Here is a 24,784-nt window from a genome sequence, read left to right as displayed (position 1 = left end):
ATACCTATGCGCCACGCACGCGAAAGCCAAGTGACGCATTGACCTGAGGGCAAAATGCAGGAAAAGAACCGCCTAGATCGGTTGCCAAACACGAGGATCGCGCGATGGGCTGGAAAACACTGGACGATATGGACCTGAACGGTAAGCGCGTGCTGGTGCGCGTGGATATCAATGTGCCCGTGGTGGATGGGGTCGTGACCGACGCTACCCGGATTCAGCGCATCGTACCCACAGTACGCGATATTCTCGCTGCAGGTGGCAAGCCTATCCTTTTGGCCCATTTCGGACGCCCGGGCGGAGAGCGGCGCGAAAGCCTGTCGCTGAAACAACTTATCCCCACATTGGAAAGCGCCTTTGGTGCGCAGGTTCTGTTCGCAGCCGATTGCGTCGGAACCGAGGCCGAGCTTGTCGCAGACACCCTGCAAGCCGGGCAAGTATTGCTGTTGGAAAACACCCGTTTTCATGCTGCTGAAACCAAGAATGATCCTGATCTGGCCGCAGGCATGGCCAAACTGGGCGAGGTCTACTGCAACGACGCCTTTTCCGCTGCGCACCGCGCCCACAGCTCAACCGAAGCCATCGCTCGCCTGTTACCTGCCTGCGCTGGTCGGCTGATGCAGGCCGAGCTGCAGGCACTTGAAAGCGCCCTTGGCGCGCCCGAGCGTCCGGTGACAGCGGTGGTCGGCGGGGCCAAGGTATCGACCAAGCTGGAGCTGCTGGGCAACCTGATCGACAAGGTGGATCACCTGATCATCGGCGGTGGCATGGCCAACACCTTCCTAGTGGCACAAGGTATCAGTGTCGGCAAATCGCTGGCGGAAACCGCGATGAAAGACACTGCCGCAGAGATTCTTGCCAAGGCGGAAAACTCTGGTTGCCAGATCGTTCTGCCGTGTGACGTGGTTGTTGCAAAAACCTTCCAGGCCAATGCGCCGCATCAGGTTTTGCCCGCAGACCAATGCCCCGAAGACGGCATGATCCTGGATGCAGGCCCCGAGAGTGTCGCCGCTATCACTGAAGTCATCAGCCAATGCCGAACCCTGATCTGGAACGGCCCTTTGGGTGCCTTTGAACTGGAACCGTTCGATGCTGCAACGAATGCGGCCGCACTGAAAGCTGCCGCGCTCAGCCGTTCGGGCCAGTTGGTCTCGGTCGCGGGCGGTGGTGATACCGTAGCCGCCCTGAACGCGTCCGGCGCGGCGCGGGATTTCACCTATATCTCGACAGCAGGCGGCGCATTCCTGGAATGGATGGAAGGTAAAACCCTGCCCGGCGTCGCCGCGCTGGAACAATAAATTCAGCTGCACGGGTAATTTTGCGAATCGGGGGATTCACAAGCCGAATCACCTGTGACATAGTGCAGTCAGATGCCAAGCATAATGGCACGACATTGAGGCAGACTTCATACGGCGGTAAACAGAGTGTCCCGTTCCCATCGGCCCGGATTGGGCTCAGTTGCTTTTTTCTCGGTGGCTTTCATGCTGGGTGTGTATTTCACCTTTGCTGCCGTCCAGGGAGACTATGGCCTGTTTCGACGGGTCGAGATTGCAGCGGAACGGGATGCTCTGTCGCGCGACCTTGCAGCGTTGAGCACCGAAATCGCCGAAATGGAAAATCTGACCCGCAGGCTTTCAGACACCTATCTTGACCTCGATTTACTGGATCAGCAGGCGCGCTCGATCCTTGGTATGATCCGCTCGGATGAGATTGTCATCCGCTGAGCGGGACCAAAATTCTTCGTCGGAAATCCCTGCTGTGGTAACGCATACGTCCCTACCTGAACGGTTTTCCGCGTGTCAAACCACAGCGCAATATTTCCACTCGCCAGAAAGCCTCAAATGTTCTATTAGATAGTTTAACGCTAAACTATCTTGCCGAGAGGGGGAGATCGCCACAATGGCTGCGCGAAAAACCACAAAGAAACCAAACGTTTCTGCGGAAGAACTCAAGACCTATTACCGTGAAATGTTGCTGATCCGCCGATTCGAAGAAAAGGCTGGCCAGCTATACGGCATGGGTCTGATCGGTGGTTTCTGCCACCTGTATATCGGTCAAGAGGCAGTTGTTGTGGGACTGGAAGCAGCCGCCGAAGAAGGTGACAAGCGGATCACCTCTTATCGCGATCATGGGCATATGCTGGCCTGCGGCATGGATCCGGGCGGCGTAATGGCAGAACTGACCGGGCGCGAGGGCGGATTGTCCAAGGGCAAAGGCGGTTCGATGCATATGTTCTCGAAAGAGAAGCATTTCTATGGCGGTCACGGCATCGTCGGGGCGCAGGTTCCTCTGGGTGCCGGTCTGGCCTTTGCCGACAAGTATCAGGAAAACGGCCGCGTCACCTTCACCTATTTCGGGGACGGCGCCGCAAACCAGGGGCAGGTCTATGAGACCTTCAACATGGCCGCGATCTGGGAACTGCCGGTGATCTTTGTGATCGAGAACAACCAATACGCCATGGGGACGTCCCAGGCGCGCTCGACCTCAACCAAGGACATCTATCACCGAGGCGAGGCGTTCGGCATCCCTGGCGAGATCGTCAACGGAATGGATGTGCTGGCGGTCAAAGAGGCCAGCGAGAAGGCCGTCGCCCATTGCCGCGCGGGCAAAGGTCCGTACATTCTGGAAATCAAAACCTATCGCTATCGCGGACACTCGATGTCCGACCCGGCCAAGTACCGCACCCGCGAAGAGGTTCAGAAGGTGCGCGAACAAAGCGACCCGATCGAACATGTCCGCGAGCTGCTGCTTTCCGGCAAACACGCGACCGAGGATGACCTGAAGGCGATCGACAAAGAGATCAAAGAGATCGTCAATCAAGCCGCTGAATTCTCGAAAGAAAGCCCCGAGCCGTCGCTGGACGAGCTTTGGACAGATATCTACGCCTGAGAGGACGATTAAGACATGGCAACCGAAATTCTCATGCCCGCCCTTTCCCCCACGATGGAAGAGGGCACCCTGGCCAAATGGCTGGTCAAGGAAGGCGACACCGTATCAAGCGGCGATATCATGGCCGAAATCGAAACCGATAAGGCCACGATGGAGTTTGAAGCCGTTGATGAAGGGATCATGGGCAAGATCCTGATCGCTGAAGGCACAGAAGGGGTCAAAGTAAATACCCCTATCGCCATCCTCGTCGAAGAAGGCGAAGACGCCTCCGCCCTGCCCGCGGCTGCACCCACAGCCGCAGCGACGACCGAAGCCGCCCCTGCTGCGGTTGAGGCCCCTGCTCCTGTCTCTGCCCCAGCCGCACCTAAGGTAGATCTGTCCCCAGATTGGCCAGCTGATGCCGAGATGAAATCCGAAACCGTGCGTGAAGCCCTGCGCGACGCCATGGCCGAAGAAATGCGCAATGACGGTGACGTCTACCTGATGGGTGAAGAAGTCGCCGAATATCAGGGCGCTTATAAAATCTCGCAAGGTTTGCTGGATGAGTTTGGCGCCAAGCGCGTAATCGATACTCCGATCACCGAGCATGGTTTCGCCGGGATCGCAGTTGGTTCGGCCTTTGGCGGGTTGAAACCGATTGTCGAGTTCATGACCTTCAACTTCGCAATGCAGGCGATTGACCAGATCATCAACTCGGCCGCGAAGACGCTCTATATGTCCGGCGGTCAGATGGGCTGTCCCATCGTGTTCCGGGGTCCGAACGGTGCCGCCGCCCGCGTGGCCGCGCAGCACAGTCAGGACTATGCGGCCTGGTATATGCAGATCCCCGGCCTCAAGGTCGTCATGCCCTATTCAGCGGCCGACGCCAAAGGGTTGCTGAAGTCCGCGATCCGCGATCCGAACCCGGTGATCTTCCTGGAAAACGAAATCCTCTATGGTCGTTCATTCGAAGTACCGCAGGTGGATGACCTGAGCATTCCGTTGGGCAAGGCCCGCATCTGGCGCGAGGGCACAGACGTGACCATCGTCAGCTTTGGCATCGGCATGCAGTTCGCACTAGAAGCCGCCGATAAACTGGCCGAGGACGGCATCAGCGCCGAAGTGATCGACCTGCGCACCATCCGCCCGATGGACACAGGCGCAATCATCAATTCGGTGATGAAAACCAACCGGCTTGTGACCGTCGAAGAAGGCTGGCCGCAAGGCTCGGTCGGCAGCTACATCTCATCGGTGGTGATGCAGGAAGCGTTTGATTACCTCGACGCGCCTGTCATCAACTGCACCGGCAAGGATGTTCCGATGCCCTACGCAGCGAACCTCGAAAAACTGGCGCTGGTGACCACCGACGAGGTGATCGCAGCCGTCAAACAAGTGACCTACCGGTAAGGGAGCAACAGACAGATGCCCACCGAAATTCTGATGCCCGCCCTTTCACCGACGATGGAGGAAGGCACGCTTTCCAAATGGCTGGTTAAAGAGGGCGACACCGTCTCCTCCGGAGATCTGCTGGCCGAGATCGAAACCGACAAGGCCACGATGGAGTTCGAGGCCGTGGACGAAGGCACCATTGGCAAGATCCTGATCGCTGAGGGAACCGAAGGGGTCAAGGTCAACACCGCCATCGCGGTTTTGCTGGAAGAAGGCGAAAGCGCTGATGATATCAGTGCAACGCCTGCAGCGGCTCCGGCGGCGGCGCCAGCCGCCACGGACAACGAGGCTTCCGCTCCAGCGGCGTCCGAAGCGCCCGCCCCCGCTCCGGCTGCTCCTTCCAAGGCAGATGGCGGTCGCATCTTCGCGTCCCCCTTGGCTCGTCGCATCGCCGCGCAAAAAGGTCTCGACCTAGCGCAAATCAGTGGATCCGGCCCACATGGGCGTATCGTCAAGGCGGATGTCGAAAGCGCAACCGCAGCCCCTGCTGTGGCGGCTGCCCCTGTACAGGCCGCATCAGCACCAGCCTCCACAGCCGCGCCAACCGGCCCCTCGACGGATATGGTCATGCGGATGTACGAATCCCGCGATTACGAAGAGGTCAAGCTGGACGGGATGCGCAAAACCATCGCCGCGCGCTTGACCGAGGCCAAACAAACCATCCCGCATTTCTATCTACGCCGGGATATCAAGCTGGACGCACTGCTGAAATTCCGCGGTCAGTTGAATAAGCAACTTGAGGCCCGTGGCGTCAAACTCAGCGTCAATGACTTCATCATCAAGGCCCTGGCCAATGCGCTGCAACAGGTGCCCGAATGCAACGCCGTCTGGGCGGGAGATCGGGTTCTGCAGCTGAAACCCTCGGACGTCGCCGTTGCCGTCGCGATCGAAGGTGGCCTGTTCACGCCGGTCCTGCAAGACGCCGACACCAAGTCGCTGTCAGCGCTTTCAACCGAGATGAAGGACCTGGCTGCCCGTGCCCGCGAACGCAAGCTGGCCCCGCATGAGTATCAGGGCGGCACATTTGCGGTCTCGAACCTGGGCATGTTCGGCATCGACAATTTCGACGCTATCGTGAACCCACCGCATGCGGGCATTCTGGCCGTCGGCACTGGCGCAAAGAAACCTGTTGTTGGTGACGATGGCGAACTGACGGTTGCAACGGTCATGTCGGTTACGATGTCGGTCGATCACCGGGTCATCGACGGTGCCCTCGGTGCGCAGCTGCTGCAGGCGATCGTCGACAATCTGGAAAACCCGATGGTCATGCTGGCCTGATATCTGGTTAAAAAAGGCCGCCCTCTTCTGGGCGGCCTTTTTCTTTAAGAATCTTCAGATCTAGTGATCTTTGCCCAGCATATGATCCATCGAGATCGAGGGCTGGTCACATCCTGCTTCACCGACGATCTTGGCCGGAATACCGGCAACAGTTTTGCAAGGTGGCACCTCTTGCAGCACCACCGAACCGGCGGCAATCCGGCTACAATGGCCCACTTCGATGTTGCCCAAGACTTTGGCGCCGGCGCCGATCAAAACTCCATCACCAATCTTGGGGTGACGTTGCTCCTCTTCTTTTCCGGTCCCGCCCAGCGTGACCGAATGCAACATCGAAACGTTGTCGCCAACGATGGCCGTTTCACCGATCACGATGGAATGAGCATGGTCGATCATGATCCCCTTGCCGATTTTGGCAGCCGGGTGAATGTCGATGCCGAAGATTTCGGAGGACCGCATCTGGAAGAAATAGGCCAGATCATATCGCCCCTTGAGCCATAGCCAATGGGCGACGCGGTAGGCCTGCATCGCTTGATAACCCTTGAAATACAGAATCGGTTGCAGAAGTCGGTGGCAGGCCGGGTCCCGCTCGTAGACCGCCATCAGGTCTGCGCGGGCGGCCTCAATCAAATGGGGATCGTCAGCATAAGCTTCGTCCACGATCTCGCGCAGAACCATCATCGACATTTCGTTCGAGCATAGTTTTGCGGAAACGCGATAGGACAATGCTCTGGTCAGGCTGCGATGATGCAGAATACAGGCGTGCACCAATCCACCCATCAGTGGTTCATTCTCGACCGCGGCCTGAGCCTCGGTCGTGATGCGATCCCAAACGGGATCTACGGGTGTGACATGACTGCGCTTTTCCAACATGGCTTTTGATCCTTTGCTGCGCCTAGAATGCCATTTAGTGGCTAAAACGCCAAACGCAAACCCGTGATCGGCAAAGCAACGAAAATGAATGAGGCTGACCTGAAGCAAATCAACGAGAAAATCCTTGTCAGGCTGGACGAATTGGCGCGCCAGTCGCAGGCCGGGAAAGATGCGCAATCTGTTGTTGAACTGGATCAACAATCTATCGGTCGTCTGAGCCGGATGGATGCGCTACAGAACCAGGCTATGGCCAAGGCGCACCAAGTCAGTCGGGACCTGGAGTATCGACGCCTTTTGGCCGCGCTGAAGCGGATTGAAAGTCAAGAATACGGATTCTGCGAAGATTGCGGCGAGCCGATTCCAAATGGCCGACTGGAATTGGACCTCGCCGCAACCAGATGTGTCAGCTGTGCTTCTGGTTAATGCGGAACCGGATCAAATGACGCAGCACCGTCTCAAAACACCGGCAATACTGCAGATCATCGAATGAGGGTTCGGCGGCAAGGCGCCGGTTTCGCGCCGCAGCCATTAACGAACCGTTGCCGAACAACGGGTGTAGCCGCCCTGTTTTACTTACATGGCCATCAGCCGTTTCAGCTTCGGCAATCATACGTCGGCATAAACGGTCACGCTGATCGGGCGGCGCGTTCAACAAAACACGCGCCGCCGTGCTGACATCTCCGTGCAATACGGGCCGCACCGCGCCTATCCGACCTGCAGCCTGACAGGCAATCCAGGTCCGTAAGCCGCAGATATCTGCGAAACCGAAACCTCAAAAGACCCTGTAACAGTATCCGTGGCCTTCATGGATGACGTATAGTGCCAATCCGGCTGGGCAACGACCTCTTCGCGGATCAGGCTACCATTCTGCCGGACCTGAACAAGGTAGGCTTCGGTTTCTTCATTCAACGGCACATCCAGCCCGGACCAGTCATCGCCATCCAGACGTGTCCGCCGCACCCATGAGAACACGTCCCTCGAGCTGGATTGCTGCACGCGAAGATGAGAGGGGGCATAGGGCCGCAAACCATTGCCTTCAAGGGCCTCGACCAGATGCTCGTAAGAGGGATCTTCGTACCCTCTGGTTGCAGGGCCGATGCGGTAATGTTTGGTCAGGCCACGTTCCGACCGCAACAACCCTGTCTGGAAGACACGTTCGTCCAACAACACGAACATTGATCCTTCGGGCCAGAGATCGGGCATAATCGCATCTGTCCCCAGCTGACCGCGCAACCGCCCGGACACGGAGTAGGCACCTGTCGATTGCAAAGCCGCATCCGCGAATTGGAACACCTCCCAGTTGTCCGGCGTTCCGTCGCCAATCGCCGCAAGATTTGCCCCGCTTAACAAGGCAGACCGTGGACGGGACTCCAGGACGCCATCTACAAGATTGACACGTAAGGCATCGCCTTCATCCCAAAGTCCGGTACTGGCCCTTCGCATCGGGCTTTCGGTGAAGCCTATTATGGCCTGCCCTGTTATCACCTGTTGCAACGCGTAATCCTCATCGCTTGATGCGGCATACACCGCAACGCTTCCTGGCCAAGGGTCTGCTGCAACCGCAAGATATGGCGCATGCGGCACTTCGGAACCGGTGATCAGAGGCAGGTCCAAGAATACCGGCAGCACCGGCACCGGAGCGACAAATGGCTTCGCTGTAACTTCATCAGCGGGGGCATCTGGCGGTGTGTAAACGCCGGGCTCGATCCTGACAGCCTCGGCCAGTTGCATTTCAGCCTGTTCAAGCCTGTCAATGCGATAGCGCGCGTCCTGCCCACCACTGACCAGTCGCACAACATCCCCTGCCCCGACATTCAAAAGCGAAGGCGGTAATGCAAACCTAGCCGTTTCACGCGAGACACGCGCCTCACTCAGCCAGCGTTCCACCGTTTGACGCCCCTCGGCCCGCGTCATGGACAACGGCATCTCATTTACCGATACCGAATGGGTTTCATCATCAGGCAACACAGCCTCTTCCGAGGCTATTTCATGGTCAGCATCAGACTGAACAAAGCGCAGCCTGACACGGCCAGACATTTCCGCCTCAGCCTCGCGGCGATATTCCACGTGTCCGTCAATGTCCGAAGTGATGGCCAACTGCTCTTCATTCAGGGTCAGGGCACGTGCGCCATCCCGCATCTGAAAGATCAGCTTTCCTTCGCGTTCAAGCGCATCGAAACCATACCGCAGCATGAGCGGTTGCAATGCCGAACGGGCATCCGAAACCTGTTCAACCGCATAGCCCTGAACGGAACCGTAAAGGCCCGAGACGTCAATCTCGGTAACACCGGCAGCATGGCAAAGCTCGGTTACAACAGAGGCCAGCGTTCGTGAGCCGGAACGCCCATTAAGCCAATGGCCGCGGGCATAGTTGGCCCCGTCGCTCCACTGGCTGCGCAGGTTTGGAAAGGTCGGATAGGGCCGCGCATCCCACGCCCAGACATAGGCATTGGACACGTCCACCATCGGGCCGCCATAGCTGGATGAAACTGGATTGATATCTGCGTCCGACCAATAGCCAAGGACCGCCCTGAGGTATTGCGTCTGCAGAAAGTCGTCCCGAAGCCCGTTTGAATATTTCGGCAACCCGGATTCTGAAGATTTTGGGTCTAGAAACTTGTTGGGCTGGTTGGTGCCTTTGTCTACTGCCGCACAACCGAGCTCAGTGAACCAGATGGGCTTGGACTCTGGCAACCAGTCAGTCGGGTTGTCGCTACGCACACCATTGATTCGCTCGTGATGCGGTTGTGACCACCAGTTGCGAACGTCCTTATATCGCCAGATCCACGGCTCGTTATGTGAACCATCTTCGATCGGCGTACGGATTTGTGCCGCCTCTTCTTCGGGCGAGGCATAATACCAGTCATAGCCTTCGCCACCTTCGATGTTCCCACGCAGATAGGAAAGATCGTAGATGGATTTTGCCCCGGCATCCGCATCCACGTGATCTTCGCCGTCCCGCCAGTCGGACAGAGGCATGTAGTTGTCGATACCGACGAAATCTATGTTGTTATCCGCCCAAAGCGGATCGAGGTGGAAGTAGCGATCCCCACTGCCATCAATTGGCTGGTAGCCGAAATACTCGCTCCAGTCGGCCGCATAACCGATCTTTGTGTCTGGCCCCAGAATACTACGCACTTGCCCTGCCAAAACGCGCAGCTGCTCAACGGCCGGAAATCCGTTTAGGCCACGAATCTGGGTAAGACCACGCATTTCCGAACTGATACAGAAGGAGTCCACCCCACCTGCCGCCTTACACAAGGCAGCGTAGTGAAGAATAAATCGGCACAACCCCCATTCCTGCGGGCCAGAGTAGGAAACCGTGCCGTTTCCGATAACAAAATCATCCGCTCGCGCCTGACCAAAGAAATCGGACACCTGAACATTGGCCTCAGCCATCTGGTCCGGAGACCCGTCCCGCCCAGGCGCAACGCTCAGGGTGATGCGACCGCGCCAGGGAAGGTGCGGCTGATCGCTGGCGTCTGACCACGGGTCGGGCAATCCGTTTCCACCGATCTGATCCATCAGGATAAACGGGTAGAACATGACCCGCTTCGCCTCTTGCTTAAGGTGTTGGATCGCTTGAATGACCGACGCGTCCGCTGGTGTCGCGCCATAGACGGGCTCGTTATTTTCCTGACGAACGATCTGGGCGGTTGCCCTTGTCAGCCCCGCGACACCCCAGGGCATATTTTTGCCTTCGATACCATTTTGCAGAACCTTTGGTTGTATCTTGCATTGACCGCATCGCAGATCACTTCCGAACCAGGACACAACCAAAGAGGCGGCTTCACAGCCCGGAAGTTCACTTTTCAAGGCTTGTGTGGACGTCACGAGATCAGGCAAACCAGAGGTTGAATTCACATTGGCCGCCCAACTGCGGCCGCGGCCTTTTGTGTAATTCACCTGCTGGGACGCCAATGCATATTCACCGGTCCCAGGCATTAGCGCCACGCCTCGTACCATACGTGACAGGGAATTTTCGGTATCAGGCAAACTAGGCTGCTCTTGCCGCACGACCTCGAACGAGAACTGCGGGACGCGGTTTCCAAAAGCGCCCAGCTTCAAATTCTCGATCACAATATAGGCGGTGCCACGATAGGCCGGGACATTTCCAGTACCTTCGATTGCTTCGATCAACGGATCGGGCAGTTGATCGTCGGTGCCAGGATAGACGCGCATATTCAAACTGCTGCGCTCAATCTCTTCGCCATCCGTCCAGACACGCGGCACGTCAGATATTTGCCCCGCGCCCAACGCGACCGCTAATGAAACTGAATAGCTGTAGCTGTTGGTGGTCGTTGTAACCTCGGGCTGCTTGGGGGATCCCTTGCCACCCCCAACCGATTGCGTGGTAGAGCTGGTGCTGCGGGTTTCCAGAAAATCCGAAGCCCAGATAACCTGCCCCCCGACACGCATCCGACCAAATATGTTGGCGACAGCGGCGCCCTCGCCCGTCTGAGTAAGGCGAAAACGGTCCAATCGGCCCGTTTCTACAACTTCGCTGCCGCTGCCCATGACCGACTGGCTCATCAAACGCTGGTCGATGACACGCCCAAGAGTGGCACCAATGGCTCGGCCGATAACTGCCGTAGACAGCCCTGCAACCGTGCCGCCAATGGCTCCGCCAACTGCGGCACCCGCCGCAGACAGTAATATCGTCGCCATCTAGATATCCTCCGTGGGGAACTCAAAACAAGAAACAACCCGCCGTCGCCACGGGTCGCTCAGGGCGCTTTCAACAACGCCATGTCCGGAATAAGCGTGAATGAACCGAGGGATGTCTCGACAGGTGCTGACAATCCCCAAATGCTTGGCAACGCCACTTTCCCGCATTCGAAACAGCAACACGTCTCCGACCGAAAACCATGCCGGATCTTTCTCGACAAGATGGCGGCGTGCTGCGGCCCACATACGCTCTTCGCCCTGCGGTTCAGACCAATCCATGCTATAGATCGGGACGGCCTCGGGTTCGTGCCCAAGCACCGAGCGCCATACGCCACGTAGCAACCCCAGACAGTCCGTACCGGCGCCTTTGACCGACGCCTGATGGACATACGGGGTGCCCAGCCAGCTTCTGGCCTCATCAACAATGCTTTGCTTTGTCGGGATCATCGTCTGCTGCCCCCCCTGTTTGCCCCGTTTTTCTTGGGAACCGCCATCACCCAATCTTCGGAAGGCAGGTCAGGAAAGCCCTGAAAATTCGTGATATTATTGAACTTCAAGCGGCAGGTCGTCATGCGCTTGTCGCAACCTGCGGTCAGCCTCACCCTGTCGCCCTCGGCCAATCCTCCGCTGATTGCAGACCACAGAACGACCGATCGACCTGTGTCGGTCTTTTGGTCCTTCTTGACCGCCCCCCACAGCCCAGCCGCACGGCCTGTCAGCACATCAAGCCGACCACGTTCGAACCATGTCTCAAGGTGAGTTTCCGCCCCTCGCAGCTGCAAAATACTGCCCCCCGCCAAACCGACGATTTCGGCTTCGTCAGAATATCCCGGGGTATCGGTGTTGAACCCGCACGCCTTGTCGCCCAGCACGGCTGTGCAGGGCTTTTGGTAAATCCGGCCTAAAGGCCGGTTCAACTTATCTGTCAGGCCCCGCAGTTCTGCATGAAAAGCCCCACCTGCCCGTCGCAATTCACCAATTGATCCGCGGAACTGCAACATTCGCTGCGATGGATCGGCCCAGTTCACAAGCCATGCCCGCACCTCGGCCCCGTCGAAACGACCGGATTCGATATCCTCTTCGGTTACCGCGACATCCGATAACGCCCCCATTGCTTCCGAGTTATCAATGGACAGCCCCGTTGCCTGCTCGATCGCGGCCGCCGTCAGACCCGAACTTGCATTGAAGTCCAGGCCTTCAAAGCTCAGCTTCAGGTCATGGTCGGTAAAGCCAAACTGAACACCGTCTGTGCGCGCAATCGCCCAACACCGACAGGTCGTTGTCAGACCACTCTGCAGATGGGCCTGCAGTGCCTGTTTGTCACCCGCCATCAGACACGCACCTCGACCACTGGCACGTTCGGAACGTCCCCTGCCTGAAAACTCGCAACACTTGTCTGGATCTTGTCGGTGTCAAACCTCACTGGCACATCGAATTCAAAGCCGGCGGTGATATCAACCCGTTCAGGCGGAGGCGAATAGAACGTGACCAACCCCGAGTTCAGATCCACCTCGAAGTCGACACCTTCACGCATCTCGTCCTGCTCGACGCCCACGCGGACGGTTCCCAATACGGGTTTGACGACCGGCCTTACATAACAGAATCCACCCGAGGAATAGGTCTTTACCAGCTGGAATTCTGTCGCTACGCCATCACCTTGCGCAATGATCTGGTCGCCTTGGGCAACTTCGCCCGTAGCCGCACCAGATTTGAAATCGGACCAGTCTTTCCAGCGAAATCCAAACATCTGCCCCTGCCTCGCCTCGAAGAACGAGATCAACGTTTCGATGTCATCCAAGGATCGCATACCCAGACCGGCATCATAGCGACGCCGCGAATGCGCCCAGGGGGTATTGCGCTCTTCGAACCCGTTCGCCAGCGTCACAATATCCGTGCGCCGCTCTGGCCCACCGACCGAGCCAAAGCTTAGGCTGGCCGGAAATCTCACCTCGTGGAAATTCATGGTCTGCTCCCTGATCTACCTGTTGCGATTGCCACGACCCAGCGCGCGGCTCATCTGGGCTGCGATCTGGCTTTGACTTCGACGGAATCCCTGTACGTCCGGGGTGGTGATGTTCATCACCACGTTCACTGCAGAGCCACCGCCCGACATGCGCACGCCCAGTTTCCCGTCTGAACCGCGGGCCAGAGGCATGATGGCTTCAGGACCGGCCTCACCCATCAACCCAGTGCCGCCACGCATCGGAAACGTGGTCGGGCCGCTGATGACCCCGCCGTTTGCAAAGGGCATCACCCGTCCCTGACTAAAGCTACCACCGTCCGCGAAAGGCAGGATGCCCTTCACAAAACCTCCGATCCCATTGGCTAGAAGGCCGCCGAAATGATCCGTGACCGGTTTGATCGCAGCAGAATAAGCGGTGCGGATCATCGAGTTCTTCAACACGTCCAGCGCATCGGACAGGTTCATTCCGTCCATCACGACGCCATCGAACGCCCGTCGCAGGCCACCGGACATGCCACGCTCCAGCGTTGCAACATCCTTGCCCGTTTCCTCAAAGGCCGCCTTGATGCGCTTCATCTGCCCATCAAATGCCGCAGCCATCGATGCCGCATCACCCAACGAGTCGCCAAGCGCCTCGCCCCGCTCCTGCAGGTCGTCCAACCCGTTACGATCCGTCATCTCGCTCTCCTTTTGTCTTGTCCGGATAGGCCGCCAGCAACGCATCCAGACCCATCCTGTTCATCGAAGGCATGCCCGCGCCCTGCCCCAGCATCAGCCGCAGCTCGGCCGGGGTAAGGCTCCAGAATTGATCCGGTGTCAGGCGCAGGCTGAGGAACCCGGCCCTCATCAATGCGGGCCAGTCGAACCCGCTCATGCCTGCCCCGGCACCATGAAGGCCCTTGCCAACAGCTCGGCCGCTGCACGTGCGCCGTGCATTGGCCCGCCCTCAATCTCGGCACTCAGCAGATCGGTGCGGGTGACATTGGCCCCGCCCCCCCGCAACCCGGCGACGATAAGCGCTAGAACATCACCGCTGGAATAGGCGCCGCCTTCGAACCTTTGCACCAGTTCAACCAGTGTCCCTGTGCCCAATTCCCGTTCCAGTTCCGCCAAAGCGCCCAAGGTCAGCTTCAGAACCCGTTGCTCTCCATCGATGGTCAGTGCCACCTCTCCCGTCCACGGATTGGCCATCGTTAAAGCGCCGTAAAGGTCAGAGCACCGGCGCTTGCCATGCTCATTTCATAGGTCGCTTCGCCATTGTGAGAGCCCGCATATTCGATGCCGGTCACCTGGAACGCACCCTCAACAATCCCGAAATCCGGGATGATGATCTGAAAACCAGGTGTCTCACCGTCAAAGAACAGCTGGCGCGCGCGCTCATCCGTTCCTGCGTCCTTGAATACGCCCGAGCCCGAGATCGAGGCTGACTTGACCCCCGCGCCCGACAAAAGCTCGCGCCAACCACCCTGGCTTTCCAGGCTGGTAACATCGACACTTTCCGCGTTGAAACTGACCCGCGTGGCACGTAGCCCCGCAATGGTCTCGAACAGGCCCGAGCCGTTCATATCCACTTTGACCAACAGGTCTTTTCCGTTCTGGGCAGCCATTTGCTCTCTCCGTTGATTGCTTAATCGTCTTCCACGCGGGCGCGGAATCTAAGGTCGATCTGGCGGATCGCGCCGCCCGTTCCGGTCCGACGGGCCGAGGCACGTTCGAACCACAGCCCGACCAATCGGCCTCGATCCAGGGTCAGCCCCGCACTGTCCAGGGCGTCACAAACTGCCCCTGCCAGCGTTTTTGCAGCACCGAACCCGGCGGCCTCGGACACGACGGACACTGTGAACCGATGCACCGCGCCGGTCCCTGATCTGTCCGAGGCATCGCGAACCTCTTCCGGGCCCAGCGTCACATAGGTTTGCGGAACTGAACCGGCAGGAACGGCGTCATAAATCGCCCCGCCTGCAAGTGTGCTGATCTGCGTGTCACCCGACAGTTTCTGATAAACCGCCGCCTGCAACGCCGCTGAAACGCCATAGCTCATACCGCCACCTCCTCATCCGCAAAGCAGATCAGGTACTGGCCGCGCGGGTCCCGTTCGGCGACGGCGCGGATAACGAAACGGCGTGTGCCTTCCGCAAACCGCTGATCCGGCGAGGGGCGCATGGTCGACCCTTCGGGCGCGCCACGAACCACAATCCGGTAGCCAACACGTGAAACCGGCAAACCTGCAACACTGCGCTCTGACCCGCTGCGTGCGGTGACTTCGGCCCAAACCGAGCCCAAAGCGACCCATGTCTCCAGGTACCCACCCGCGCCATCAGCGGTGCGCACAGAGGCTTCAAGCACCAGTTTTCTGTTCAACCGGGGCGCCTTCATTGGGCCACCCCTGCACCAAAACGCACCACGCGATAGCGTTGGATTAGGCTGGTCACGCCAAAGGGCATACACCCGGCGCCTAGCGTGGTCTCATCCCGGTACTCATAGTAATGCGCGGCCAACAGCAGAACTGCCTGCCCAAGATCCGCTGGCAAGCTTGCCCATTCTTCGGCGATACCGGCGACAAACACTATCTTCACGGACCCGCCGGTTGAAATAGAAGGCAAGACAGCCCCTGCCGGCCGCATCCGCGGACGCTGGCTGTCTCGATCTAACCTGTAACTGTCAGATGAAACGGCGGTTTCGGTTCCCGCTGCATCCGTCAAGCTTACCGCATTGATGGCCGAGACCGGCGCCACAGGCAGCACTTCGCCCGCAGGGTCACGCCAACTGTTAAGGCTCCAGGAAAACTCACGCGTGATCAGTACTTTGCCGGTACGCGCCTCAATCGCAGCAATCGCCGCCCTTAAGAATCCCTTGAGCACCTCATCCTGCACGCTGGCACCAGTAAAGCCTGTTCCCAGCCTCAAATGCGCCTTGAACTGATCCACCGGCAGCGCCGCATCCGCGATGGCGGTTTCTTCGATCAACATCATCCATTCACTCCGCAATCTCGGACCCCTCCGGGGCCGTAACTTCAGGAATTGACGGGCACGCGCCGCCCCACGTTGCTCGGACGGAGGGGAGCAGCTAGACAACGCAGGGGATCTCACCCCGACCCGCGCCCGCCGCCCCGAGGGGCAAAGGCCCCCCAGGAATTCAGCCCGCTTTAGGCGGTGCCGAATTTCACCAGCTTGATCGCAGCAAAGTCGCTGACATCGCCGCCGACGCGCTTGGTCGCATAGAACAGGACATGCGGTTTGGCGCTGAAGGGATCGCGCAATACACGCAGGTCCGGGCGCTCGGCGATGGTATAGCCCGCCTGGAAGTCACCGAAGGCAATCGAGAAACTGTCGGTTCCCGCATCCGGCATGTCTTCGGCGATCAGCACCGGATAGCCCATCAGACGTGCCGGCTCACCGGCCGCCAGACCGTCCGACCACAAGAAGCGGCCATCGCTGTCTTTCAGCTTGCGGATCAGACCAGCAGTTTTCGAGTTCATCACGAAGGTCCCGTTGACCCGGTACTGCGCACCCAGAGCATAAACCACGTCCACAATGGCATCCGCCTCGACACCGCCATCGATGCCGGTGGGGACATAACCAATGTTACCCCAATCCCAAACATCGTTGTCGACCTTGGCGTGGTTCAGAATACCCTTGGGTTTGTCCGCACCGTCGCCGTTGATAAAGGCCGAGGCCTCGGCGCGTGCAAACTTGTCCGCGATACGACCGGCCAGCCAACCCTCGACATCGAACGCGCTGTCATCCAGCAGTCGCTGCGAGGCTTTGGGCAGTGCGCTCAGCTCGTGCAGCGGGATCGAGATCCGGTCAATCGACGGGGTGCTGGTTTCGCTCGCCGCAGCATTTTCATCTGCCCAGCCCGCACCGACATCCGTGTGGTCGATCAAAACATCGAACGAGTTCGCCTCGACATTTACGATCGAAGCAATCGAGCGGATAGAGGCCGTAGATTTCAGCACCGATTTGATGATCTCGGCGGTTTGCGGGTCAATCAGGTACCCACCGTCACTGTTCACAGCGCTCGAGAGCGATTTCACCTCCATCTCAAGCCCACGCAGGCCGTCATCCTCACCCGAGCGCACATAGGCATCAAAGGCCTTCTGATGCGGTGCACCGTCCTCGATTGAGGCCGCAAGATGCGGGCGTGCCGCGATGGTTGATTTACGATCCAGCATGGTCAGTCGCTCTTCTGTCTGTTGCAATTTGGTTTTAACTTCAGCCTTCAGGCCCTTGAATTCGTTCACGAAGCCAGTCATCGCCTGCTTCACCTCCTGAACCAGGGGCACACCCTCTCCGGTCAAGGCCGGGGTTTCGGTCTTGCTCATCAGCACTTCCTTTTTGGGGGTGAGGTTTCGGCGCGCTAGGTTTGCGCCAGCTCCTGCCGGGCGTGATCAAACACCTCGGCAATACTGCGCCAGGTGTTCTCGGCCTCGGGGTCCACCCCCTTTGCCGCCACCCGCGCACTGGGCAACATCGGGAAGGTCACCAAAGACACTTCCCACAGCTCCAGTTCGGTCAGGACCCGCTGGCCCTTGTCATTCTTCACGGCGCGCTTGGTACGATAGCCAATCGACAGGCCATCCATTGCGCCCGCCCGGATCAACTCGGCCGCCTCGCGACCTTTCTGAGTGCTTTCCAGCAGACGTCCCTTGACCCATAAGCCCCGGTCATCCTCGTGCACCTCATTCCAGACACCAATGGGCTGCGCCGGGTCATGCTGCCAGAGCATCTTGACCCGTTGACCCGCTGTGCCCAGCCTCTCAAGCGAACCGCGATACGCACCTTTCTGCACCACGTCACTGCCCTGATCCACCTGTCCAAACAGGCTGGCATAACCTTCGATCACCGCGTCCTCGGTCACCGAAAGGCCCTCTCCGAACCGTGCGAACTTATGTTCCAAATCCATAAACTTCTCCATGTAACCTTCTGAATTCATGGTGTTACTGAAAGGAATGACTGAAACGCCTGCGCTAGGATCACCGCTGCCACGCCATACACCGTCAGCCACAACCGCCTCTCCAGCCGCTCCATCATCTCTTCGATCTGATCCAGCCGCTGGCACAAATGCGCATGCTGGATCTCGGCCACCCGCTCATGCGCGGCCAGCCGCAAGCCTGGCGCGCAATCGAATGGCGGATATCCTTCAGCCATCCGCACGCTCCGGCAGCCCCAGCAAAGCACGCTTTTCTGCGTCAGTCAGGAACTCAGCCCCATTGACCCGCGACCAAAGCGCATCCCGCTCGGCGGACAACGCTGGAACCTGATCCAGATCGGGCTTCAGCATAAGCTCTTCGCCGGTAAAGCCCGCCAACCACGCCGACACCGCCGCCGCCACCCGCGTCACCAGGGGCAGCACGGTCAGGCGGTAAAACGCCCGGTTGGCCTCCTGATAGTTCGAATAGGTCGCATCGCCCTGGATCCCCAGCAACATCGGCGGGACCCCAAAGGCCAGCGCGATCTCGCGGGCGGCGGCTTCTTTAGTTTTCTGAAACTCCATGTCCGAGGGCGAAAAGCCCATCGGCTTCCAATCCAGGCCCCCCTCCAGAACCATCGGACGACCCGCATTGCGCGCCCCGCGATAGTTCTGCTCAATCTCATCGGACAGACGCCGGAACTGATCCTCGGCCATCACCCCTTGGCCATCACCGCCCTTCCAAACCAGCGCCCCCGAAGGCCGCGCCGCATTGTCGAGCAGCGATTTCGACCACCGAGACGCGCTGTTATGCACATCAATCGCCATCGCCGCCGCCTGCATCGGCGAGAACCCATAATGATCATCCTGCGGGTGGAACGATTTGATATGACATATATTTTCCGCCGCAAACCGGTGCTTCTTGCCACCGACCGCATAATCATACGCCTTGGGCCACCCATCCGCTCCCGGCACCACGCTCATCCGGTCGGATCGCAAGACATGCAGCTCAACCGGCAGCCCTTCTTCGGCCTGAACCGCCTCAACATAGGCATTGCCCGACAGCAGCAACTGCGCAAACAAGGCCTCCATCAACTCTGCCCGCCCCTGTGCGGCATTCGGACGGCGCATCAGGGACAGGATCGGATGTACATCATAGCGCTGCGCCTGATCCTGCAGCACCAAAGGTAACGCCGCCGCCGCCTCGGCAATCAGCTTGACCGAGCGAAACCCCACCGGGTTCCCCGCAAACCCCGTCCGCGTCAGCGACACCGCATCCCGCGGACTCCACGCCACGCGCCCCCCGGTCTGCCACGCCACCACAGGCCCCGCCGCGCTCGCCTTCGCCTCGGGCGCCTCATCAGCCGATCCACGACGCAAGAAATCGAATACCATCTGTGCTCCTTTCTGCCGCCGCTCTGCCCGGCTTGTTGAAAGGAGTTATGACGGAAAGAAGTTTAAGCCTTGGGAATGGGGCGTACGGAGGGTGGGCAACGGATCGCGAGCATCAATTTTGTGTATTGCTAACTTCACCTTCGATCCGCCAGTCGCGCAATAGATTTAGCAAACGGCGTTCAAGTTCTTCGGCGTCCTCGAGGGTGATAAATTGGGATTTGATTGCGTAGTTGAGCTGGCCAAGCTCGGTGTCGGTTCTGACGCGACACCTTTCCCCATCGCTGTATGTTGTACACGAAACTTCACGTTGCTGGCTGAGCTCTCGATAAAAGGGAGAACTCGCATGCGCGACATGAAAAAACTGACGCTCGCATCTTTTGCCACCCGGTCTCCGGGCCCCGCTAAAGGTATTGGCGCAATATACTGCCTGCAACCCACCCCCCGGCGGCCCATAGTCCAAGCCGGCGGCATATGCCCGAGGGACTCTGTATCCTTCGCTGCCAATATGCTGGAACCGCCAAGGTTCGTCTTTGACCACATGATAGCCGACTAGCAGCACCATTGCCCCGACTATTAAGATTATAAGCGGTGCAAAAATAATCTTTTCAGTAAAGCTGAACAAGGCTGATGTCATGAGCAACAAGGCAATAAATGCGCAAACTTTTGCCGCGAAGAACTTGTAGGCTAGGCCAGAATTATTGACGTCATCGTGGTAGTCCCACATCGCGTGGCCGAGGAAATAGAGGGCGAGAAAAAAGAAAAGTATGCCCGCACTAATTGCCAACAAATACAATTTTTTCTTCATGGACGCCTCAGTGGACTTACGAGAAGGAACTATAAGATCTTGTTTCAATTTGATTTTTAAGATCAAAACTCAAGATTGCCAAACCCAGTTAAATCAAAAGCTGTTTACGTGTCGAAACAAACACCTTGTAGATGAAGGTAGCCTAACAGTCCTCAAGCCACCTCAAAAGTGTGGATTTCATGCCCTTACTCTCACAACGCCCGCACCCTCGGCCGCCGAAACGCCCCCGCAGGCCCCACAACCAACTCATGCAACGCCCAGACCAGTGCGTCGACCCGGTCGGGTGAGCCCTGACCCTCGAACCCCCGCGCGGTCATCTGGCACATCTGCTCCTCCAGCGCGCCCAGCCCAGCCACATGGCTTATCCGCCCCTGTTCGTACAAAGCCGCCACAGGCTCGGCCCGCGCAACCTTGCCGCGTGACGCTCGCACCGCGCGGTACGGGACCAAAGGGTCCACCTGCCGCACGACCTCTTCCACCAGCTGGCCACCCTGATTGACCTCAGCCACCAGCCGTTCGGCCCCAAATTCATCCATCGCATCAATCGCCGCCTGCGCCCAGCCCGCCGGGCCCACGCCCTGCACCGTCCGGTCAGCCAGCACATAGGCGCGCCACTCCTCGGGCTGCCCTTGCAAGCACGCCCCAACGACGACGATACCGCAAGCATCCGCATCTGCCCCCGCCGTCACCGCCGGGTCCAGCGCCACCACGATGCGATCCAACTCCGGCACATGCGCACAGCGCGCTGCCTCTAGCATAGAACCCGTCCACAGTGCCCCCTCGGCATCCGACAGCAGCACCCCGTCCAACTCCTGCCGCCCTAGCCGTGTACCGGCATAGCGCGCGCGCACCTCGGCTAGAAACGACCCCGCTAAATTGGCCCGGTTCGCCTCGGTCGGCGCATGGGTCTGCACCGTGGACGGCGACGCCAGCAGATCCTTCAAAACCTTCACATTGCGCGGCGTGGTCGTCACACAGACCCGGGGCTGATCCCCCAACCGCAGCGCAAATTGCAACATGTCCCAGGTCTCGCCCGCCTTTTTCCACTTAGCCAGCTCATCCACCCAGGCCGCATCGAACTGAGGGCCGCGCAACCCCTCAGGGTCATGCGCCGAAAACGCCTGCGCCTCGGCCCCATTTGGCCAGACTAGTTTTCGCTCTGACGCCTTCCAAATAGGTCGACGATCCGGTGGTGAGCATTGCAATATCCCACTATCGCCAAAGATCATCACGTCGCGCACCTGATCAAACGTCTCGCCAAGCAGAGCCACCCGGCGCGCCTTACCGGTGTCCAACGGCAAAGACCCCTCAACCATCGACCGAACCCACTCGGCCCCGGCCCGCGTCTTACCAGCGCCACGCCCCCCAATGATCACCCATGACCGCCAATCGCCCTCGGGCGGCAATTGATGCGGCAGAGCCCAAAACTCAAACAGGAAAGGGAGGGCGCATAGCCCCCCCTCCCCGATCTCACTCAGAAATCTGTCCTGCACCGCAGCAGGCGCGGAGGCGAGCCAGCCTGCACCCGATCTCAGATCGTGCCCGATCAAGGTCGAGCGCATAGCCCCCTTGGGCAATTCCGGCTTGTCTGTGATGTTGTTCGACAAAGCTTGTCTCCACTTTTTGGCAACTTCGGATCAGCCCCTCAAGCTGTCCCAGTTGCTTGCCTGTACCAGCAAGATCTGCATCCTCCCCGGCGCCGATCTGCCTGCGCAGTTCTTCCGCTGCTTTGCGCAGATCGCGAATGGACGTCTCGAGCGACCACAACAAGTCAGCCGTCTGGGAAATCCGCTCTTCCGGGGTAATTAAAGTCATGTTTGCGTATTGACCTCATGCGTGAGTTTTCTCCGCACGAGAGAAACGAAAAACGGCCACCGGGATTTACCCCGGGGCCGTTGCCCACCTCTTCTAGCATGACACAGTTCGTACCAAATTAAGTTCGAAAAGTCAATGATTTGCGCAACACCCACGCAACAGGGAACGTGCGGTGCAGGTTAACAATTCCTTCCCTGCAGGTGCCTTTAACCGCTGCCAGTCAAATCCTGCGCCAGCATCAGCGCATTCATATCCGGATCATAAAAGGTGGTCGTGCTGACCATCCCTTCGATCGTTTCTGTCGCCCCATCGAAGGCCACCCCTGCTCCCTCTAGCGCGGCGCGGGCGGTGGTGATGTCGGCGACCTCAAACACGGGAACGCAATTCCCCGGCGACGGCTCGGCCTGCTCTCCTAAACCCAATGTGACACCGTCCACATTGGTGTGCATCTCACTCCAACCTGCTTCATCTATGTGGTGGGCAAGTTCAAACCCCAGTTTGTCATTGAACCATTTAGCGCTGGCATGGCGATCCCGAACCGAGATCGCGAGTGTGATCGTGTTTTTCAAAGAAACAAGGGGCATCAATCTTTCCTTTTGAGCTAAATTATATTAACTATACTTTATGGACATTAATTTGCTTGTCAAGCTGACCTCCCGAGCTTGGTCGCTGAATATTCTGGCCCTCATGCATTCCGGCACTCCTGGCAGGCAGGCCGCTCTGCTTGCTGCCACCAGCGCAGGAAGAACTGCCTTCGCGGCAAGCCTGGACCATCTCATACGCCTTGACCTGATCGAAAGGAATCCGGGCCACGGGCACCCATTGCGCCCTGAATTCCGATTAACCCTGCCGGGGATCGAAGCCGCCAGTATGGCCAGCGCAATCGTAAACGCCGTTCCGGATGGCACCAAGTTCAAGCTCGTCCGTAAATCCTGGACCGTCCCGATCCTGGCACTCACCGGCACTCCGCACCGCTTTTCCGCCATCAAATCGGATTTAGTATCGATCACGGATCGGGCGCTGTCGTCGTCCCTTCAACAGCTAGAGGCGCTCGACTGGATCCGCCGGGACATTGAAACTGCCGCGCGGATGCCCTTCCCTACATATCGAGCTGTAAGAACAGGTTTTGCGATCAACCAGGCGGTCAATCTCACTGCTTAAAGGTTGCAGACAGCCCACAACGATCCTTTTCGCCGGATGTGATCTATAACGCACAGCTTGACATTCCGCCCCGCAACCTGCATGAGCGCCTTAACAAAGCGCTGACGCGTGAGCATTGGCAGGTCCGACCTGCTCCACAGCGCTCGATTCACCCCATAGTTCCCCTTCACGCAGGGTTCTGAATGCAACGGCCGGATGCCGCAGGAAACGCCTGTGCATCCAGAGTCTTAGCGTAACCCTGTTGGCATCGCATATTGCGCTGCTGATTTATGTCGCCCGTGGTGATCCAGTCGCCAGGGGCAAAAAAGGAATGATATTTGTTCGACTTTGATATGCTGGGTCTTGCCCCGGCCCTGAATGACGCATTGAAACGCGCCAATTTTTCACAACCCACTCCGATTCAGAACCAGGCAATCCCCATGGCATTGCAGGGGCACGATATTCTGGGCCTTGCCCAGACCGGCACCGGCAAGACGCTGGCTTTTGGCCTACCTCTGATCGACCACCTGCTGGCTCAGACCGGCAAGCCTGCGCCGAAAACCGCCAAGGCTCTGATCCTTGCCCCGACCCGTGAACTGGTCAACCAAATCGCAGATAGCCTGCGCAATTTGACCACGAATACGAAGCTGCGTGTGGCGACAGTTGTTGGCGGTCAGTCCATCAGTAGGCAGATTTCGTTTCTGGCACGCGGCACAGACATTCTGGTTGCCACCCCTGGTCGTTTGATCGACCTGATGGAACGCAGAGCGGTCGACCTCGGCTCGGTACGTCATCTGGTACTGGACGAAGCCGATCAGATGCTGGACATGGGCTTTATTCATGCTCTGCGCCGGATTGCACCGCAGTTGGGCACGCCCCGCCAAACGATGCTGTTCTCTGCCACTATGCCCAAGCAGATGGAAGAACTCAGCCAGGCCTACCTGACAAACCCGCAACGCATTCAAGTGTCCCCTCCGGGTAAAGCCGCCGACAAGATCACCCAATCGGTTCATTTCCTGAGCCGCGCGGAAAAACCGAGCAAACTGCGGGAGATTTTATCTGCGGATAAAGAAGCTCTGACGCTGGTGTTTTCGCGTACAAAACATGGCGCCGAGAAGCTGATGAAGGGCCTAGTGGCCGACGGCTTCAACGCCGCCTCGATCCATGGCAACAAAAGTCAGGGACAGCGTGACCGGGCGATCAAAGCTTTCCGCGCAGGCGAGATAAATGTCTTGGTGGCGACAGACGTGGCCGCTCGCGGCATCGACATCCCGGGCGTTGCCTATGTCATCAACTACGACCTACCCGAAGTGCCGGATAACTACGTCCACCGCATTGGCCGAACCGCCCGTGCCGGTCGCGAAGGCGAAGCGATCGCTTTCTGTGCACCGGATGAACTGGATCAACTGAAGCAGATTCAGAAACTGATGAAAATTGAGGTTCCGGTCGCCAGCGGCACAATGCCCGAGTTCGCCGAACCCGCAAAATCGCGGAAAGGCGGAGGGTTCCGTCGCCGTGGTCCAAAGCCGCAAGCAGCTAACAAGTCGGGCAATCCCGGAGGCCCAAAGCGTCGGCGACCGCGTCGATCCTCCGCCGCCTAAATCTAAAAGGCGCCGCTATTCGCG

The 24,784-nt window shown here is 58.6% G+C and carries 28 protein-coding genes; 8 read left to right on the top strand and 20 right to left on the bottom strand.

Features of this window, described 5'->3' with window-relative positions:
• Nucleotides 1–104 precede the first annotated feature (104 nt).
• The 5 genes from AC2FIP_RS01405 (at nucleotide 105) to AC2FIP_RS01385 (ending at nucleotide 5,592) form a co-directional block, all read left to right on the top strand.
• Nucleotides 105–1,295, top strand: a complete 1,191-nt coding sequence (locus AC2FIP_RS01405; RefSeq protein WP_496784904.1) for a phosphoglycerate kinase — start codon at nucleotides 105–107, stop codon at nucleotides 1,293–1,295.
• 126 nt (nucleotides 1,296–1,421) lie between these two features.
• Nucleotides 1,422–1,721, top strand: coding sequence for an FtsB family cell division protein (locus AC2FIP_RS01400; protein WP_185956602.1), 300 nt, complete (start codon nucleotides 1,422–1,424; stop codon nucleotides 1,719–1,721).
• Between the two features lie 175 nt (nucleotides 1,722–1,896).
• Nucleotides 1,897–2,886, top strand: coding sequence for a pyruvate dehydrogenase (acetyl-transferring) E1 component subunit alpha (gene pdhA, locus AC2FIP_RS01395; protein WP_142633213.1), 990 nt, complete (start codon nucleotides 1,897–1,899; stop codon nucleotides 2,884–2,886).
• Nucleotides 2,887–2,901: 15 nt separating this feature from the next.
• Complete coding sequence (locus AC2FIP_RS01390) at nucleotides 2,902–4,272, top strand: pyruvate dehydrogenase complex E1 component subunit beta (protein WP_142633211.1); 1,371 nt, start codon at nucleotides 2,902–2,904, stop codon at nucleotides 4,270–4,272.
• Between the two features lie 15 nt (nucleotides 4,273–4,287).
• Complete coding sequence (locus AC2FIP_RS01385) at nucleotides 4,288–5,592, top strand: pyruvate dehydrogenase complex dihydrolipoamide acetyltransferase (protein ID WP_496695795.1); 1,305 nt, start codon at nucleotides 4,288–4,290, stop codon at nucleotides 5,590–5,592.
• 60 nt (nucleotides 5,593–5,652) lie between these two features.
• On the opposite strand, the gene cysE is transcribed toward AC2FIP_RS01385, so the two are convergent.
• Nucleotides 5,653–6,462, bottom strand: coding sequence for a serine O-acetyltransferase (gene cysE / locus AC2FIP_RS01380; RefSeq protein WP_496676121.1), 810 nt, complete (start codon nucleotides 6,460–6,462; stop codon nucleotides 5,653–5,655).
• An 84-nt stretch (nucleotides 6,463–6,546) separates the two neighbouring features.
• On the opposite strand from cysE, the gene AC2FIP_RS01375 reads away from it, so the two are divergent.
• Complete coding sequence (locus tag AC2FIP_RS01375; protein WP_496784901.1) at nucleotides 6,547–6,885, top strand: TraR/DksA family transcriptional regulator; 339 nt, start codon at nucleotides 6,547–6,549, stop codon at nucleotides 6,883–6,885.
• Here AC2FIP_RS01375 and AC2FIP_RS01370 read toward each other — a convergent pair.
• The 19 genes from AC2FIP_RS01370 to AC2FIP_RS01280 all read right to left on the bottom strand — a co-directional run bounded on the left by AC2FIP_RS01370 (nucleotide 6,866) and on the right by AC2FIP_RS01280 (nucleotide 22,603).
• Nucleotides 6,866–7,162 carry a DUF7742 family protein gene (locus tag AC2FIP_RS01370; RefSeq protein ID WP_496691065.1) on the bottom strand — a complete coding sequence of 99 codons (297 nt, stop codon included), beginning with the start codon at nucleotides 7,160–7,162 and terminating at the stop codon, nucleotides 6,866–6,868. The two genes, AC2FIP_RS01375 and AC2FIP_RS01370, sit on opposite strands and share 20 nt — an antisense overlap.
• A 5-nt stretch (nucleotides 7,163–7,167) precedes the next feature.
• Complete coding sequence (locus AC2FIP_RS01365; protein ID WP_496784899.1) at nucleotides 7,168–11,130, bottom strand: baseplate multidomain protein megatron; 3,963 nt, start codon at nucleotides 11,128–11,130, stop codon at nucleotides 7,168–7,170.
• A complete protein-coding gene (locus tag AC2FIP_RS01360; protein WP_496695802.1) occupies nucleotides 11,131–11,577 on the bottom strand; it encodes an NlpC/P60 family protein in 447 nt (148 codons plus the stop codon).
• Complete coding sequence (locus AC2FIP_RS01355) at nucleotides 11,574–12,461, bottom strand: phage/gene transfer agent baseplate hub protein (RefSeq protein ID WP_496784897.1); 888 nt, start codon at nucleotides 12,459–12,461, stop codon at nucleotides 11,574–11,576. The genes AC2FIP_RS01360 and AC2FIP_RS01355 overlap by 4 nt, the downstream gene beginning before the upstream one ends.
• Nucleotides 12,461–13,093, bottom strand: a complete 633-nt coding sequence (locus AC2FIP_RS01350) for a phage distal tail protein, Rcc01695 family (RefSeq protein ID WP_496749548.1) — start codon at nucleotides 13,091–13,093, stop codon at nucleotides 12,461–12,463. The genes AC2FIP_RS01355 and AC2FIP_RS01350 overlap by 1 nt, the downstream gene beginning before the upstream one ends.
• Nucleotides 13,094–13,108: 15 nt before the next feature.
• Entirely contained in the window at nucleotides 13,109–13,771 is a 663-nt protein-coding gene (locus AC2FIP_RS01345) for an RcGTA-type gene transfer agent tail tape measure protein (RefSeq protein ID WP_496784895.1), read from the bottom strand.
• Nucleotides 13,758–13,967, bottom strand: a complete 210-nt coding sequence (locus AC2FIP_RS01340; RefSeq protein ID WP_496700532.1) for a rcc01693 family protein — start codon at nucleotides 13,965–13,967, stop codon at nucleotides 13,758–13,760. The genes AC2FIP_RS01345 and AC2FIP_RS01340 overlap by 14 nt, the downstream gene beginning before the upstream one ends.
• Nucleotides 13,964–14,284, bottom strand: a complete 321-nt coding sequence (locus AC2FIP_RS01335; protein WP_496695811.1) for a gene transfer agent family protein — start codon at nucleotides 14,282–14,284, stop codon at nucleotides 13,964–13,966. The genes AC2FIP_RS01340 and AC2FIP_RS01335 overlap by 4 nt, the downstream gene beginning before the upstream one ends.
• 2 nt (nucleotides 14,285–14,286) lie before the next feature.
• A complete protein-coding gene (locus AC2FIP_RS01330; protein ID WP_142633188.1) occupies nucleotides 14,287–14,700 on the bottom strand; it encodes a phage major tail protein, TP901-1 family in 414 nt (137 codons plus the stop codon).
• 20 nt (nucleotides 14,701–14,720) lie between these two features.
• A complete protein-coding gene (locus AC2FIP_RS01325; RefSeq protein WP_496710267.1) occupies nucleotides 14,721–15,134 on the bottom strand; it encodes a DUF3168 domain-containing protein in 414 nt (137 codons plus the stop codon).
• Nucleotides 15,131–15,469: a phage head closure protein gene (locus AC2FIP_RS01320; protein ID WP_496784894.1), complete on the bottom strand. Its 339-nt coding sequence runs from the start codon at nucleotides 15,467–15,469 to the stop codon at nucleotides 15,131–15,133. The genes AC2FIP_RS01325 and AC2FIP_RS01320 overlap by 4 nt, the downstream gene beginning before the upstream one ends.
• Nucleotides 15,466–16,065 (bottom strand): head-tail connector protein, encoded by a 600-nt coding sequence (locus AC2FIP_RS01315; RefSeq protein WP_496784893.1) that lies wholly within the window; start codon nucleotides 16,063–16,065, stop codon nucleotides 15,466–15,468. Before AC2FIP_RS01315 ends, AC2FIP_RS01320 begins: the two co-directional genes overlap by 4 nt.
• A 173-nt stretch (nucleotides 16,066–16,238) precedes the next feature.
• Nucleotides 16,239–17,417, bottom strand: coding sequence for a phage major capsid protein (locus AC2FIP_RS01310; RefSeq protein WP_281971923.1), 1,179 nt, complete (start codon nucleotides 17,415–17,417; stop codon nucleotides 16,239–16,241).
• 35 nt (nucleotides 17,418–17,452) lie between these two features.
• Entirely contained in the window at nucleotides 17,453–17,998 is a 546-nt protein-coding gene (locus AC2FIP_RS01305; RefSeq protein WP_496784891.1) for an HK97 family phage prohead protease, read from the bottom strand.
• Nucleotides 17,999–18,024: 26 nt separating this feature from the next.
• Nucleotides 18,025–18,243 (bottom strand): GTA head formation protein, RCAP_rcc01685 family, encoded by a 219-nt coding sequence (locus AC2FIP_RS01300; RefSeq protein ID WP_496691057.1) that lies wholly within the window; start codon nucleotides 18,241–18,243, stop codon nucleotides 18,025–18,027.
• Nucleotides 18,236–19,399, bottom strand: coding sequence for a phage portal protein (locus tag AC2FIP_RS01295; protein WP_496708566.1), 1,164 nt, complete (start codon nucleotides 19,397–19,399; stop codon nucleotides 18,236–18,238). Before AC2FIP_RS01295 ends, AC2FIP_RS01300 begins: the two co-directional genes overlap by 8 nt.
• A 112-nt stretch (nucleotides 19,400–19,511) precedes the next feature.
• On the bottom strand, nucleotides 19,512–20,204 hold the full coding sequence (locus AC2FIP_RS01290) for a hypothetical protein (protein ID WP_496691055.1): 693 nt from the start codon (nucleotides 20,202–20,204) through the stop codon (nucleotides 19,512–19,514).
• Nucleotides 20,205–20,395: 191 nt separating this feature from the next.
• Complete coding sequence (locus AC2FIP_RS01285) at nucleotides 20,396–21,766, bottom strand: DNA-packaging protein (RefSeq protein ID WP_496785783.1); 1,371 nt, start codon at nucleotides 21,764–21,766, stop codon at nucleotides 20,396–20,398.
• 459 nt (nucleotides 21,767–22,225) lie between these two features.
• Nucleotides 22,226–22,603 carry a VOC family protein gene (locus AC2FIP_RS01280; protein WP_496784890.1) on the bottom strand — a complete coding sequence of 126 codons (378 nt, stop codon included), beginning with the start codon at nucleotides 22,601–22,603 and terminating at the stop codon, nucleotides 22,226–22,228.
• A 52-nt stretch (nucleotides 22,604–22,655) separates the two neighbouring features.
• Between AC2FIP_RS01280 and AC2FIP_RS01275 the strand changes: the two genes are divergently transcribed.
• On the top strand, nucleotides 22,656–23,180 hold the full coding sequence (locus AC2FIP_RS01275) for a winged helix-turn-helix transcriptional regulator (RefSeq protein WP_496784888.1): 525 nt from the start codon (nucleotides 22,656–22,658) through the stop codon (nucleotides 23,178–23,180).
• Between the two features lie 317 nt (nucleotides 23,181–23,497).
• Nucleotides 23,498–24,760 (top strand): DEAD/DEAH box helicase, encoded by a 1,263-nt coding sequence (locus AC2FIP_RS01270; protein WP_142633162.1) that lies wholly within the window; start codon nucleotides 23,498–23,500, stop codon nucleotides 24,758–24,760.
• Nucleotides 24,761–24,784: the final 24 nt, after the last annotated feature.

The sequence above is a fragment of the Ruegeria sp. CDSB114 genome (genome assembly GCF_059611025.1).
This window is presented reverse-complemented; position numbering and strand designations above follow the sequence as displayed.